Raw genomic sequence first — 14,751 nt, 5'->3', positions numbered from 1 at the left:
GAAAAATGTTTGGAGATTTCACGCGCACGACGTATTTTTGTACTTTGAATAATTTATAAGTTTACATTACAAATTGGAATAAACTACGGAGATGTCTATCTAACGACTTCATTCTTTGTGCATTTTACAAAGTGTTTTTGTGAAAAACTCTGTAGTCCTCCTACTAATTTCAACTTCCATCTCTTATGGTTGCTGCACTCAAAACTTTTTTCCGCATCTATGCCGAAGGACTGCGTGGCATGACTTGGGGCAAAACGCTCTGGATCATTGTCCTGGTCAAGCTCTTCGTCATGTTTGCTGTGCTTAAACTCTTTTTCTTCCAGCCCACGCTCAAGGGCAGTGCCGACCAAAAAGCTACTACCGTAGGTGACAATTTCGTGCAGGAGCAGCCCCAGTAGTAAGTTTGTGTACACTTTATTGCCCTAAGCTCGTTTGTCTATCGAGGGTGGTTAGCTCCATCGCTACGATATATCTTCTCACTACTCTGTTGCAGATAATTATATAGTAATTATTTCTCAATCATTCATAGCTGAGTTTTGGATAGAAAACTCTTGAAATTCAAAATAATAACAAAGATATGACATTTTTACAAGCCACGGATCCGGCCGTTCTAGACTGGTCGAGAGCCCAATTTGCCCTTACGGCATGCTATCACTGGTTGTTTGTCCCCCTCACTCTCGGACTTGCCCTCGTGATGGCCATTATGGAAACCATCTACTACCGCACTGGTGATGAGTTTTGGAAGACTACCACGCAATTTTGGCAGAAGCTCTTTGGTATCAACTTCGCCATTGGTGTGGCCACAGGTATCATCCTGGAGTTTGAATTTGGTACCAACTGGAGCAACTACTCTTGGTTTGTAGGTGACATCTTCGGAGCACCTCTTGCTATTGAAGGCGTCTTCGCTTTCTTCATGGAGTCCACCTTTATAGCCCTCATGTTCTTTGGCTGGGGTAAGATTAGTAAAGGCTTCCATCTTGCTTCTACTTGGCTCACTGGTTTTGGAGCTACGCTTTCCGCATGGTGGATTTTGGTGGCCAATAGTTGGATGCAACACCCCACGGGAATGAACTTCAATCCCGACACAGTGCGCAATGAGATGATGGATTTCTTTGCAGTTGCCTTCCAGTCCTTCGCAGTCAACAAATTCTTGCACACCGTGTCTAGCGCATGGTTGTTGGGTTCTACGTTTGTGGTTGCCGTGAGTTGCTGGTATTTGCTTCGCAATCGCAACATCAAAATGGCTACTCAGAGTATTAAAGTTGCTAGTCTTGTCGGTTTCATCTCTGCAATTATCACTGCTGGCACTGGTGATGCTAGTGGTGTGGACATCGCCAATCATCAGCCCATGAAGCTCGCTGTGGCCGAAGGACTCAAGGATGGAGAGTGTGGTGCGTGCTTCACTGTCGTGCCTGGTGTCAAAGTGCCTTATGCCCTTTCTTTGATAGCCTTCAAGGATCCTAATTGCTTTGTGCCTGGTGAAAACGACATCCTCTATAAGGGTTATACCAATCACAAGGGTGAAGAGGTGATTCCCGCCACACAAAAGATGGAACACGGTAAGAAGGCCCTTGCTGCTTTCAAAGAATATCGTGAACATCGCAAAACTAACCCCGAGAAAGCAGCTGTAGCTCGCAAGACTTTTGAAGAAAATAAAGCCTACTTCGGTTATGGCTATATTGAGAAGGTAGAAGATCTCGTGCCTAATCGTGGTTTGATGTTCTGGTCGTTCCGCATCATGGTGGGCACAGGTTTTGCGCTCATCTTGGTGATGGCTTTGCTCTGGTGGTTTGGTCGCAAAGGCAAACTTCAGCATATGCGTTGGTTGCTTCATGTGGGGCTTTGGAGCTTGCTGCTCACTTATGCCGCCCAACAAGCGGGTTGGATTGTAGCCGAAGTGGGTCGTCAGCCATGGGCTATTCAAGACCTTCTCCCTGTTAGTGCTGCTGTGTCTAGTCTCTCCGTACACAATGTGCAAATCACCTTTGCTCTCTTCTTTATAGTCTTCACGGCCCTGCTCATCGCCGAATTGCGTATCATGTTCAAGGCCATCAATAAGCACGAACAAGAATAATATCACTGACCTATGATTACCTACGAACTTCTTCAACAATACTGGTGGTTGCTCGTCAGCCTCCTCGGTGCACTGGTTGTCTTTCTCATGTTTGTGCAAGGAGCCAACACCCAAATCTTCACCCTCGGCCGCACGGAGGAAGAGCGCGCGCTCATCGTCAATAGTACAGGTCGCAAATGGGAATTTACCTTCACCACATTAGTCACCTTTGGCGGTGCTTTTTTCGCCTCCTTCCCCTTGTTTTATAGCACCAGCTTTGGCGGTGCTTATTGGGTGTGGATGCTCATTCTCTTTAGCTTCGTGCTTCAAGCTGTGAGCTATGAGTTCCAGTCAAAGCTTGGCAACCTGCTGGGCAAGAACACCTATCGTTGGTTTCTCGTGCTCAATGGTGTGCTTGGTCCTGTGCTATTAGGCACAGCTGTTGGGACTTTCTTCCATGGTGCCAACTTCGTGGTGAACAAAGATGTGATGACTGATCAAATAGCACCTGCTATCAGTCAGTGGACCACTGGCTGGCATGGGCTGGAAGCTGTGACAAATCCTTGGAATGTTGTCCTCGGTTTGGTCGTATTCTTCTTGAGTCGCGTGTTGGGCGATTTGTATATGCTCAACAACATCGTCGATGCCACCCTTTCTCCTCGCATTCGTCGTCAAGTACTCACCGACTCTGTAGCTTTTCTCGTGCTTTTCTTGTCCTTTGCTGGTCACTTACTCACTATGGATGGCTGGGCTGTTGATGCCAACACTGGTATGGTGTCTATGGAGGCCTATAAATATCTCCACAACTTCCTCGCCCTCCCTGCAGTCCTTGTGCTCTTCTTGGTAGGTGTAGTTTTGGTGTTGGTAGGCATTGCTCGCACGGTCTTCTCTTCCACCTACGTTCGTGGCATTTGGTTTGCTGGAATCGGTGCTGTTCTTGCTGTTTGGAGCTTGTTGCTCATTGCAGGATTGAACAACACTGCTTACTATCCTTCGTTGGCTGATGCACAAAGCTCTTTGACCCTTGCCAATAGCTGCTCCAGTGAGTTCACCCTCACAGCCATGAGCGTGGTGTCTTTGGCCATTCCTTTTGTTTTGGCTTATATCGCCTACGCATGGTATAGCATCGACCGTAAGAGTCTCACGAAAGAAGAACTTCAAGAAAACGATCATACCTACTAGGTTTCCGCTGTTATATACAAGAAAGCACCGCAGTTCTTAGAACTAGCGGTGCTTTCTTGTTTGTAGACCTTGCATGACATTTAGCCAGTCCAACCATCAATAACTCAAGTTTTAGTCATGAAGTTCTCTCTATCTGAGGATAAATCACTACTTTTGCTTTCACTTTATGCGGGATTTCTCAAAGCCGATGAACATCTGTCTTTGTCTATTATATAGGATGTTCGTCTTTTTTTTCTTCCGCTCATGTGCCAAACACTCTCAACTTCTCATGTATTTTCGATTTATACTCCTGCTGAGCTGCTTTTTTGTCTCAATGATAGGTTGGAGACTTCCTCTTTTTGCCCAATTCGTTCCAGCATCTACTTCTCATCTCGTTCATGCAGGAGTCGACGTTTCGTCTGATACGATAGTTTCTCCTCTCAGAGTGGAGAATGCTTTGAGTGATAGTGTGCGCTTAGACACTCAAGCAGTGCGTAAAGCTTTGGAGTTATCTCCTGACTTCACTGTCGATACTTTGCTCGTGCGTAAGACTTCACACTTTGTTCACCTCTCTCCTGTTTGGCAGATTGGTGTTCCAGTAGGACTTACAGCCCTTGGAGTCTGGGGTGTAGTTGATAGAGGATGGTTTCACAAACGACGTATGGCTGTTCGCAAGCAGTTTCTTCGCTGGCATACGAGAGGGCCAATGCGTGCAGATGATTATATCCAGTATTCGCCCTTTGCTGCCTTTTTGTCTTTAGGCTTTTTTCCAGGAGTATATCATCGACATAATTTCCGTGACCGCTTGCTCTTAGGAGCAACCACCTATTTCATCATGGGAACTTTGGTCAACGCCACAAAATATTCTGTTGGTTCACTACGTCCCGATGGTAGTGCGCGCAATTCTTTTCCATCTGGACACACTGCAACTGCCGTCATGGGAGCTGAATTAGTGCGCTCGGAATATGGCAACATGGCTGGGATTGGAGCTTATGCAGTGGCAGCTACAGTGGGATTGTTGCGCATGTACAACAATCGCCACTGGGTCAATGATGTGCTTGGAGGGGCAGCTTATGGCTTTGCTTCTGTGCGTCTTGGGTTGTTGCTTTTGCCCCTTGAGAAGAAACTCCTTGGTTGGGATCGCAAGAAAACCTCATTGTCCAAATCCGACAAAGCCTCCACTTCTTCGCTCTTAGTAGTGCCTACTTTTGATGCCTCCCAAAAGAGCACTGGCTTTTCGGCTGTTTGGACGTTTTAGTGCTTTGTCACTTTTAGAAGTTTGCACTGGTTTCTTCGGGTGTTCCTCGTTGCATCAGTAGCATCTTCCTTGGTCGTCACTAAAGTCTCGGACTTTTCCAAAAATATCTCCGAGTTTTTTTAAAAAGTCTCCCACTTTTTAGAGAAAGTCTCCGACTTTTTACTCACAATTCTCCGAGTTTTTGTGAATGCTTTGAGGATAATCATGGTTTCCCTCCTCGGTGTGCTATCATAACAACCCTCAAAAACTGATACTCATAAACTCTTCTTTGAGAAGAAACAAGAGTGTGAACTTTACCTTTCCTGGGTCTTGTACTCTGTATTGCGAGGATGACGTCGGTCGAGACACTTCACCATTCGCTAAATAAAAACTCGGGTGTGCCAAAACTTAGTTTGACACACCCGAGTCTTTATGTTGATTTGTTGAATGTCTCGAAGTTGAGACTATGCGCTTAGTTGAGCGACACCTCGTCTATCTGCACGATACCATTGACAATGGCATAGATGGTCAGCCCACTGACAGAGTGGATGTCTAGTTTGCGTGAGATGTTGCGGCGGTGAGTGAGCACCGTGTTGATAGAAATGAAGAGATGCTCTGCCACTTCTCGGTTGGTTAATCCACGCACCACGCAGGCCACAATTTGTCGTTCGCGCTCGGTGAGCGTTTCCCCATCTTCGTTTTCTGCTCCAGTGTTGGAGACAAATTGGTTGTTGGCTATGCGCTCTTCGAGAAGTTGCACTGCTGGGAAGAAAAGAGAATCTTCCATGTCGCAGTGCGCCCGTAGGTCAGCTTCCGAGTTGTAGATACTGAAGAGAACATAGCAGAGTAAATCGCTTGAAGTGCCTTCGTTGGGAGAATAATACTTGATGATGATATTCTTCAGTTCTTGGAGTTTGTGTTCCATTCCATCGTGACTACTGGAGTATTGCCCGATGCGGAAATCTGTCACTTTCTCACCGGCTAGTAGACGTTTCACGTAGGAGAAGATATGCTGATTCTCATATTCCATGTGCTTGCGCACTTCGTGCATGTATTCATCATAGAATTTGAGGATAAGAAAAGCCACTTCGTTTTGTCGAGAACAGTCGATTGCTTCGAGCAATTTGCGACGGATGTGCGGCAATTGGAAGTCCAAGAAAAATTCATGGGCCGATTCCAAGTGGCGCATCATTGTGGGCATGTCAATCTTGTCGATGTAGAATCCTGCTGCTGTGGCACCTTGCTTCATGACATTGGCCACGGCAAGAAAAGTTGTCGTGTCCACCTTAGATGCTTCGCACACTTCGCGCACTGTTTTCTCACCCACACCCAGCTGAATGCCAAAGCGAGAAATCATTTGAAGGAGAGAAGGCTGCGATGCTATGACATCGCTCATCTTGTTGTGTTCAGTGTAGCCAGTAGTCATAGAAAATAGGAAAGTGATATGGCAACTTGAAATGGACTGGTGTCGAAGAGCTCCGCAATAGCATCTATTGCAAGTCTTTGATAGTATGCCCAAAGATATTGCAAAGATACGAACTTTTTTTGGTCTTTTCGCTCCTCATTAGTAGGTATTTTCCCCACGAATGCCGTGTGATTATGTGAGAAAAACAGAAAAATACCCATAAGTAGTGATTGCTTGTCTACTGAAAAAATCGTAATTTTGCAGTTGGATTATCGAAAAACAAAGACAATGACTAGTAAAAAAATTATTTTTACTGCGGTATTGGGCGCAATTTCGCTCCATGCAGCAGCACAGTGTCGCATCAAAGATGAAATCATGGGCAATCATCCCTTGAAGGAACTCAATGGCAGAGTGCCTGATGGGATGATGGAACGCTCTGACCAGAATAAACCTTCCGATAAAAAACAGGTCAGTATGCCTAAGAAAGCTGCTGAGGCTTGCCAGGAACACTGCCACCATAGTCAAGATGTGCATTGCGAAGAGCACTGCGATGGCAATCATCCGCACAATGCGCTCAAACTTCGTGCTTCGGATGAAGAGTATAGCAGTTTTTCGCGTTTCCGTCTAGGTGGATATGGTGAAATGATTTCGGCTTTCAAAGGCTATGGCTTGAATCGATTTGCAACGAAGGAAGGAAATACTCTAGAGAATCGTGCCACAATCTCTATCCCCCGTTTTGTTTTAGCTTTGGATTATAAGATTAATCCCAAATGGGTGGTAGGTGCTGAGATTGAATTTGAATCGGGTGGTACCGGAGTCACGGCGGAATTGGAAAATGCAAAGAATGGTGACACTTCAACAGAACTTTCAAAGGGAGGGGAGGTCATCATCGAGCAATTCCACATCACTCGTCTTGTGCATCCTGCCTTTAACCTTCGCTTTGGGCACATGGTTGTGCCAATGGGCCTCACCAATGCTCATCATGAACCTCTGAACTTCTTTGGTACAGCGCGTCCTGAAGGTGAAACGAGCATTATTCCTAGCACATGGCACGAGACAGGTTTGGCAGCCTATGGTACTTTTGGCCGTGGGTTAGGCCAGTTTGATTACCACACGATGCTTGTTTCTGGCTTAAATGCACAACAATTCAGACCAGAAAGTTGGGTGCATCAAGGGCAGCAAGGACTCTTTGAGCAAGACAACTTCACCAATCCTGCGTGGATGGCGCGTTTGGATTGGGTGGGCGTGCCTGGTTTGCGCTTAGGAGCGAGTTTCTATTATTGCTCCAATACCACAAACAACGCATTTGTCGCTGAAGAAGTAATCAAAAACACAGCTAAAGTGCCTGTGACTCTCTGGTCGGTTGATGCACAATGGTTGAACAAGTATGTAGAAGCGCGCGCAAATATCGTTTCTGGTAATGTGGGTAATGCCGATGCATTTGGACGTATGGGGGAGAAAAAACTCTATATAGCGGAACGAGCAATTAGTTGTGCTGCAGAAGTGGGCTTCAATCTGAAGCATATCTTCAACACAGGTCATACTCCTGACATCCTTCCCTTTGTGCGCTATGAATACTATAACCCTCAGCATGCCGGAACTAATTTAGCAACCCATGTGATTCCTATGTCAGATGTTTTCGAGACGTCCATGTGGGTGGCTGGTGTGAACTATCGTTTAGGAAAGGACATCGTGTTGAAGGCCGATTATACTCACCGTAAGATTGCTGGTGGTGCCTTGCGTTCAGAAAATGAATTTGCTATTGGAGCTGCTTTCAATGCGTGGTTCCTGAGCCGTTAAACCAGAAATTGTCTGCATTAGTTTGAGTGCAAATCATAAATCGAGTAGGGACTATAGACTTCCTCGCTGAGGAATGGTCTATAGTCCCTGCTTTTTGATTTGAAATGAGCTAAATGTGGAAGGGGAAATCATGGTAGATAAGTGAATGTGTCTCACGTGGCCTCGCCAGTTTGTGCTATCCTAGAGTAAGTTTCAGAAGGAAAAGCAGAAAAAGGGGAAGTAAAATTTTGCTTCTTGGTCATTTTTCTGTAAATTTGCTGGTCAATAACTGTGCAAAGATGAGAATAAAACTGCACATACTTCTCGTTTTGTTGCTCTTGCCATTAGTGGTGAGAGCTCAAAGTTTTGTAAATGTCTCCAAAATGGCCGCGGCCAATGATAGTGCGCGAGTGAGTCTGCTCACTTGTGCGCCAGGAACGAGCCTTTATCGTTTGTACGGACATACGGCACTCCGCGTGCGTGAAGCCAAAGGGACGACAGATTATGCTTATAACTATGGACTTTTTAGTCTGAATCAGTCTGGGTTCATCGTAAAGTTCATCCTGGGCTTGACCGATTATTCGGTATCTCGCGAGAGTTTAGCATTGTTTGGATATGAGTTTGCCAATGAACAAATGCCAGTCACCGAGCAATATCTGAATCTCACGCCTGCCGAAGTGGCGCATGTGGCTCGATGGCAAAACCAAATCTTTGAACAAAACAAATACGAACGACACACCTATCCCGTGCAAGGTTTTGAGGGGATGGATACTTTGATAGCGGATAAGCCTGATTGGACGTATCGTTATAACTTTCTCTATGATAACTGTACCACACGTGCAGTAGAAGCCATCAAGGCCGCACTGAAAGCTAATGGAGAAACTCTGGTCTTTCCAAATCTGAGTCGCGATAAGTCTGTGATGAGTCAGCGCGATATGATACATGAGTTTACGAGAAACAGCCCATGGTATGAGTTTGGACAAGATCTCTTACTCGGCCCCGAAGTGGATCGTAAGTTCAATGCTGAGGATCAACTGCGCTATAATTTCCTTCCCACTTACGCACTACGCATCTTTGATGCAGCACAGATTCGCGGACGTGATGGTCAGTTACGACCATTAGTCGTAGCAAAAGCTCCACTTTTGCCTATAGAAAGTGTGGCTCAACAAAAAGCAACTCCGCTTTCTCCTATTGTCTTTTTTGGCACATTGTTTGCATTCTGTCTATTGCTGACCTTCGGTCAATGGCGTGCGAGAAAGGGCAATCCAATAGCCCAGCGTGCTTGGCGCATCTGGACACTTAGTTTTGACACAGTGCTATTGGTAGGATTGAGCTTGGTGGGTGTTCTACTTACCATTATGATAGGATGGTCAGAACATCCAGCTGTAGGTACAAATTATTTGATCAGTATCTTCAATCCTGTCTTATTGCTCCTCCTTCTCTCGCTGTATTTACCTAGTGCAGTGGCCTTTCGTAAGGCGATGGCTGCTCTGGCAATGGTAGGCGTCTTGGGATATTTTATTACATTCTTCTTTGGAAACCAGCAATTCCCTTTGCCCACTGTACCCATAGCACTCATGCTTTTGGTGCGCTCTGGCATGATTGCTTATACTTCATACGACATCGTGTGGCGCATAGTTTAAGATAAAAAAGGGAGCATGCTCCTCGTGTTACAGAATAAATAGTTTCAATATTCACCATGCGTAAGCATAATTTCATTCTTTCCTTCATCACCGCGATGACCATCTTAGCCGTTGTTGAGGCTAAGGGGGCCGAGTTGGCATGGGAGGGTGAGAAGAATGTTGTGCCGCGATTGGTGGTGAACATCCTTGTAGACCAACTCCGCTCGGACTATCTCGAAGCGTTCTCTCCATTATATGGAGAAGATGGACTGCAAAGACTCATGCGACAAGGCCGCTGGTACGAACAAGCTGAGTATCCCTTGGCGCGCCCTGACCGAGCATCGGCAGCGGCTACGCTTGCCACGGGAACTACGGCTGCTGATCATGGCATCGTTGCTTGGCGTTGGCTCAATCGTGAGACGCTTCGTCCCATGCTTTGTGTGGAAGATCGCCAAGTAAAGGGCTTAGGAACTGTGGAACAGTTCTCTCCTCGATGGCTGAATGTGAGTACAATTGGCGATGAACTCAAGGTGGCTACTCGTGGAAAAGCGCAGGTAGTCTCCATTGCCCCTGAAGCCGACGTGGCAATCCTCTCCGCTGGTCACGCTGCTGACCAAGTGGTGTGGATGGATAATAACACGGGCAACTGGGTCTCTTCGTCGTATTATGGCAGCTTTCCAGCCTGGGCAGACCATCGTAACACGTATTATAATATAGACCTCCGTTTACAAAATGAGACTTGGCAGCCTTCTAATGAGAGAGTGGGCAAGTTTTCCTACTTTGTAACGGGAGATGCGCGCAAGCCTTTTGCGCATCGCTTCAAAGGAAGTAGTCGTTTCACGGAGTTTAAGACCTCTGCTTTGGTGAATGACGAGGTGGCTGCTATGACTTCGGCCGCGCTCATTGGCACTCACCTAGGGGCTGATGCCACAACGGACTATCTTTCTGTGTCCCTCTATGCTGGTACTTATCGAAATAGGCCTGTTTCTGAGGGAGCATTAGAATTGCAAGACACTTATGCGCGACTGGATCGTGCTGTGGCTGAGATTATTCGTGCCGCAGAAGCCAAAGCAGGTGCTGGGCGCGTGCTCTTTACACTCACTTCTACGGGGTATACAGAGGAAGAAACGGCCGATCTCTCGAAATATCGTATTCCCACAGGGACGTTCGACATGCGACGCACGGTTAGTTTGCTTGGCATGTACCTTGTGGCTGTGTATGGACAAGGCAATTATATCGAAGCCACTTACGGCACTGAAATCTATTTTAACCACCGTTTGCTTGAGAATCGACAAATCAATGTCTCAGAGTTTCAAGCTCGCGTGCAAGATTTCTTGATACAACTGGCAGGAGTGAAGGATGTCTATACTGCGCATCGACTGATGCAAGGGGCATGGACACCTGGTATCTCTCGTATTCGCGGAGGATTTAACCAACAACGCTCTGGCGATGTAACTATCCAAGTGATGCCTGGCTGGAGATATGTCAATGCAGATACGCAGGAATCGAAGATGATGCGTGAAGCTTATGTAGCTTTCCCTATCATTTTGTATGGTGCAGGTGTAAAATCTGAGTTAGTGACCACGCCAGTGACGGTGGATTGCATAGCTCCCACGTTGTCGAAAGCCCTACGCATCCGAGCCCCCAATGCTTGCACGCGTGCACCGCTATTATAATGCCAATGAGCTTTAGTCTCCTTATGAGAAGACAATAGGGCTCTTGCAGGAATAGGGCTGCGATATTTGGAACACTTTAGTGTTCTTCTCCTATTAATATATGGTGGAGTAGGCTTAGACCTTTCAACATCTCCACCTATTCTCAAATTCATACAACGAAATATATACCCATTTATGGATCTTAATAAACTCCTCTCCAAAATTTTTGGTAGTAAGGCTACCCGCGATATGAAAGAAATTCAACCGTGGGTGGATAAAATCAAGGCCGTTTCTCCTAGCATCGAAGCACTCACTAACGATGAGTTGCGTGCAAAGACCGAAGAACTGAAGCGTAACATCCAAGGTTCTGGCGATGAGCTCAATGCTGAAATCGCAGAGATTCGCGCAAAAATTGAAGAAACTCCTATTGAAGATCGTGAAGTACTCTTCAATAAGATCGATAAGCTCGAGAAAGAGGTACTCGAACGCATGGATGTTGCCCTAGAAGAAGCTCTTCCTGAGGCGTTTGCTATCGTAAAAGAAACGGCACGTCGCTTTGCTACTAATGAGACTATAGAAGTTACTGCGAGTGACTTTGACCGTGAGTTGGCTGTCACCCGTGACTTCGTAGAACTCTCTGAAGATGGTACAAAGGCCATCTATCACAATCACTGGCTTGCAGGAGGTAATGATCTTAAGTGGGAGATGGTGCACTATGACGTGCAACTCTTTGGCGGTGTCGTACTCACCCAAGGAAAGATCGCTGAGATGGCCACAGGTGAAGGTAAGACTTTGGTGGCTACTTGCCCTGTGTTCCTTCGCGCGCTTTCAGGGCGTGGTGTGCACGTGGTGACCGTCAATGACTACCTTGCCAAGCGTGACTCTGAATGGATGGGACCTCTCTATCAGTTCCATGGCTTGAGCGTGGACTGCATCGACAAGCACCAACCCAACAGTGAAGCTCGCCGTCGTGCATACAATAGCGACATTACTTTTGGTACTAACAACGAATTTGGTTTTGACTACCTTCGTGACAACATGGCCATGAGTCCCACCGACCTTGTACAGCGCAAGCATTATTATGCTATTGTCGACGAGGTAGACTCTGTGCTCATTGACGATGCACGTACTCCGCTCATTATCTCTGGTCCTGTAGAGCGTGGTGAAGACCAAATGTATGAAGAATACCAACCCCTTGTAGAGCGTTTGGTTGCTGTACAGAAGAAGTTGGCTACTGAATATCTCACAGAGGCTAAGCGTTTGCTCAAGAGCGATAATAAGGAAGATCGCGAAAAGGGTAATCTCGCACTCTATCGTTCGCACAAGGCATTGCCCAAGAACGGTCCACTCATTAAGTATCTCTCAGAACCTGGTGTCAAGGCTGGCATGTTGAAGACGGAAGAAATCTACATGGAGAATAACAACCGTCGTATGCCAGAGGCCGTAGAACCTCTTTATTTCGTGGTTGATGAGAAGCAACGTTCTTGCGACCTCACTGATAAGGGAACAGCATGGTTGGCTGAGGCAGTTCAGAATGATGAACTCTTCGTGTTGCCCGATATCACTTCACAACTCTCAGCTCTTGAGGCGCAACACTTACCTGATGAAGAGCGCATAGCCAAGAAGGATGAACTCATGGCCGATTATGCTATCAAGAGCGACCGTGTGCACACGCTCCAACAGCTCTTGAAGGCGTATGCCATGTTCACTCTCAATGACGACTATGTGATTCAAGATGGTCAAGTTAAGATTGTCGACGAATCTACAGGCCGTATCATGGAAGGACGCCGCTGGAGCGATGGACTCCACCAAGCTGTTGAGGCAAAAGAGCACGTGCGTGTAGAAGCCGCAACCCAGACTTTTGCTACCATCACGCTGCAAAACTACTTCCGTATGTACCACAAGTTGGCGGGTATGACGGGTACGGCTATCACGGAAGCTGGTGAGTTCTGGAATATCTACAAGCTCGACGTTGTGGAAATTCCTACCAACCGTCCTATCCAGCGCATTGACATGAATGACCGTGTGTACAAAACGCAACGCGAAAAGTATACTGCGGTGATTGATGAAGTAGAAAAGATGCGAAATGCCGGACGTCCTGTGCTGGTCGGCACAAGTTCTGTGGAAATCTCTGAACTTCTCAGCCGCCTGCTCAATCTTCGTCGCATTCCACACCAAGTACTTAACGCTAAGCTCCACCAAAAGGAAGCAGACATCGTTGCCCTCGCTGGTCAAAGCACCTTGGGCAAGGTGACCATCACCGACGAAGATGGCAATAAGCACGAAGAAGAACGTCTGCTCGGCGCAGTTACCATCGCTACCAACATGGCTGGTCGTGGTACTGACATTAAGCTCTCAGCAGAAGTGCGTGCAGCAGGTGGTTTGGCCATCATTGGTACTGAGCGTCACGATAGCCGTCGCGTAGACCGTCAGTTGCGTGGTCGTGCAGGTCGTCAAGGTGACGTGGGTAGCTCTGTGTTCTACGTATCCTTAGAAGACAAACTCATGCGTCTCTTTGCTTCAGAACGCATTGCAGCAGTCATGGATCGCCTAGGATTTAAGGATGGCGAAATGATTGAGGCTAAGATGATCAGCAAGAGCATCGAGCGTGCCCAGAAGAAAGTCGAAGAAAATAACTTCGGTACACGTAAGCACCTGCTTGAGTATGATGACGTCATGAACAAGCAGCGTACGGTAATCTACGAGAAACGCCGTCATGCCTTGATGGGTGAGCGTATCGGTATGGACATTTCTAACATGATTTGGGACCGTGTCGTAGACACCATACAGAACAACGACTATGAAGGTTGCAAAGAGCGCTTCATAGAACTCTTTGCCATGGAAGTTCCCTTCACAGAGGAAGAACTCAATAGCTCAAAGCGTGGTGATCTGTACGAACGTGCTTTCGAAGCCGCTATCAGCACATTCAATCGCAAGACTGAGACTCTCCGAGCTGTGGCTTTGCCTGTCATTAAGCAAATCTACGAGACACAGTCCGACATGTATGACAACATCTTGATTCCTATCAGTGATGGTCGTTTGGTCTACAACGTTCGCGTCGATCTCAAAGAAGCTTATGAGACAGAAGCCAAGAGTGTGGTGCGCGAATTTGAAAAGCTCATCCTTCTTCACAACATTGACGATTCTTGGAAGGAAAACCTCCGTATGCTCGACGAACTCAAGCATTCTGTGCGCAATGTTTCGTACGAGCAGAAGGATCCCCTCGTGGTCTTCAAAATCGAAAGTGTGAAACTCTTTGATGAAATGGTGAATGATATCAACAATTCGTCTGTTTCCACTTTGATGCGTGCGCACATTGCTGGTGCAGAAGTACCCACTGAGCTGCAAGAAGCCGTAGTAGAGCATGATGCACGCGCAGAGATGTCAGAAAGCAAGCAAGAGTTTGATGCTCAAGGCGACTTAGTAGACGTAGAAGCGTCACAACTTAGCAGCGAAACAGCCTCTGCTCCTGCTCAACAACCTTTCCAGCAGCAACAAATGCCACATCGCAATGATCCCTGTCCTTGTGGTTCTGGCAAACCCTTCAAACACTGTCACGGAAAAGGTTTAGTATAACCGAATATTCGCTTCTTAAATCAAGAAGTAACTTCATGAAATGAGGTAGAAAATCCCTGTTTCAGACGAACGACTCGAAAGTTCTTGTTGTGCACCACAAGGTGTCATCTAAGAACTTTCGAGTTTTTTTGTTATTTCTCTTGGGAGTTTCATATGAAATGTGTAATTTCGTGGTGTGACAAGTCGAGTTAGCAAAATAGCCACGCTTGTTTGTCGGTGATGCTTCTTAATCTTTCGCTGACTTCTCCCACTTTTCAACCCTA

At 46.6% G+C, this 14,751-nt stretch carries 9 protein-coding genes; 8 read left to right on the top strand and 1 reads right to left on the bottom strand.

The window, feature by feature from the left end; all coding sequences use genetic code 11:
* Positions 1-185: 185 nt before the first annotated feature.
* From HMPREF9999_RS04665 to HMPREF9999_RS04650, 4 genes are all read left to right on the top strand, one after another.
* Positions 186-398, top strand: coding sequence for a DUF4492 domain-containing protein (locus HMPREF9999_RS04665; protein WP_009437276.1), 213 nt, complete (start codon positions 186-188; stop codon positions 396-398).
* Between the two features lie 179 nt (positions 399-577).
* Positions 578-2,074 carry a cytochrome ubiquinol oxidase subunit I gene (locus HMPREF9999_RS04660; RefSeq protein WP_009437275.1) on the top strand — a complete coding sequence of 499 codons (1,497 nt, stop codon included), beginning with the start codon at positions 578-580 and terminating at the stop codon, positions 2,072-2,074.
* 12 nt (positions 2,075-2,086) lie between these two features.
* Positions 2,087-3,235, top strand: a complete 1,149-nt coding sequence (gene cydB, locus HMPREF9999_RS04655) for a cytochrome d ubiquinol oxidase subunit II (RefSeq protein WP_009437274.1) — start codon at positions 2,087-2,089, stop codon at positions 3,233-3,235.
* A 313-nt stretch (positions 3,236-3,548) separates the two neighbouring features.
* Positions 3,549-4,472, top strand: coding sequence for a phosphatase PAP2 family protein (locus tag HMPREF9999_RS04650; RefSeq protein WP_009437273.1), 924 nt, complete (start codon positions 3,549-3,551; stop codon positions 4,470-4,472).
* A 451-nt stretch (positions 4,473-4,923) separates the two neighbouring features.
* On the opposite strand, the gene HMPREF9999_RS04645 is transcribed toward HMPREF9999_RS04650, so the two are convergent.
* Complete coding sequence (locus HMPREF9999_RS04645) at positions 4,924-5,877, bottom strand: LuxR C-terminal-related transcriptional regulator (RefSeq protein WP_009437271.1); 954 nt, start codon at positions 5,875-5,877, stop codon at positions 4,924-4,926.
* A gap of 267 nt (positions 5,878-6,144) precedes the next feature.
* On the opposite strand from HMPREF9999_RS04645, the gene HMPREF9999_RS04635 reads away from it, so the two are divergent.
* The 4 genes from HMPREF9999_RS04635 to secA all read left to right on the top strand — a co-directional run bounded on the left by HMPREF9999_RS04635 (position 6,145) and on the right by secA (position 14,488).
* Positions 6,145-7,656, top strand: a complete 1,512-nt coding sequence (locus HMPREF9999_RS04635; RefSeq protein ID WP_009437269.1) for a hypothetical protein — start codon at positions 6,145-6,147, stop codon at positions 7,654-7,656.
* 278 nt (positions 7,657-7,934) lie between these two features.
* Complete coding sequence (locus HMPREF9999_RS04630) at positions 7,935-9,278, top strand: DUF4105 domain-containing protein (RefSeq protein WP_009437267.1); 1,344 nt, start codon at positions 7,935-7,937, stop codon at positions 9,276-9,278.
* Positions 9,279-9,334: 56 nt separating this feature from the next.
* The gene (locus HMPREF9999_RS04625; RefSeq protein WP_009437266.1) at positions 9,335-10,933 is read left to right on the top strand and encodes an alkaline phosphatase family protein; all 1,599 of its coding nucleotides are present in this window, start codon (positions 9,335-9,337) and stop codon (positions 10,931-10,933) included.
* A 174-nt stretch (positions 10,934-11,107) separates the two neighbouring features.
* A complete protein-coding gene (secA, locus tag HMPREF9999_RS04620; protein ID WP_009437265.1) occupies positions 11,108-14,488 on the top strand; it encodes a preprotein translocase subunit SecA in 3,381 nt (1,126 codons plus the stop codon).
* Positions 14,489-14,751: the final 263 nt, after the last annotated feature.

The sequence above is a fragment of the Alloprevotella sp. oral taxon 473 str. F0040 genome (genome assembly GCF_000318095.2).
GTDB lineage: Bacteria > Bacteroidota > Bacteroidia > Bacteroidales > Bacteroidaceae > Alloprevotella.
Note: the sequence above shows the minus strand (reverse complement) of the source record. Positions and strands in the feature narration are given on the sequence as shown.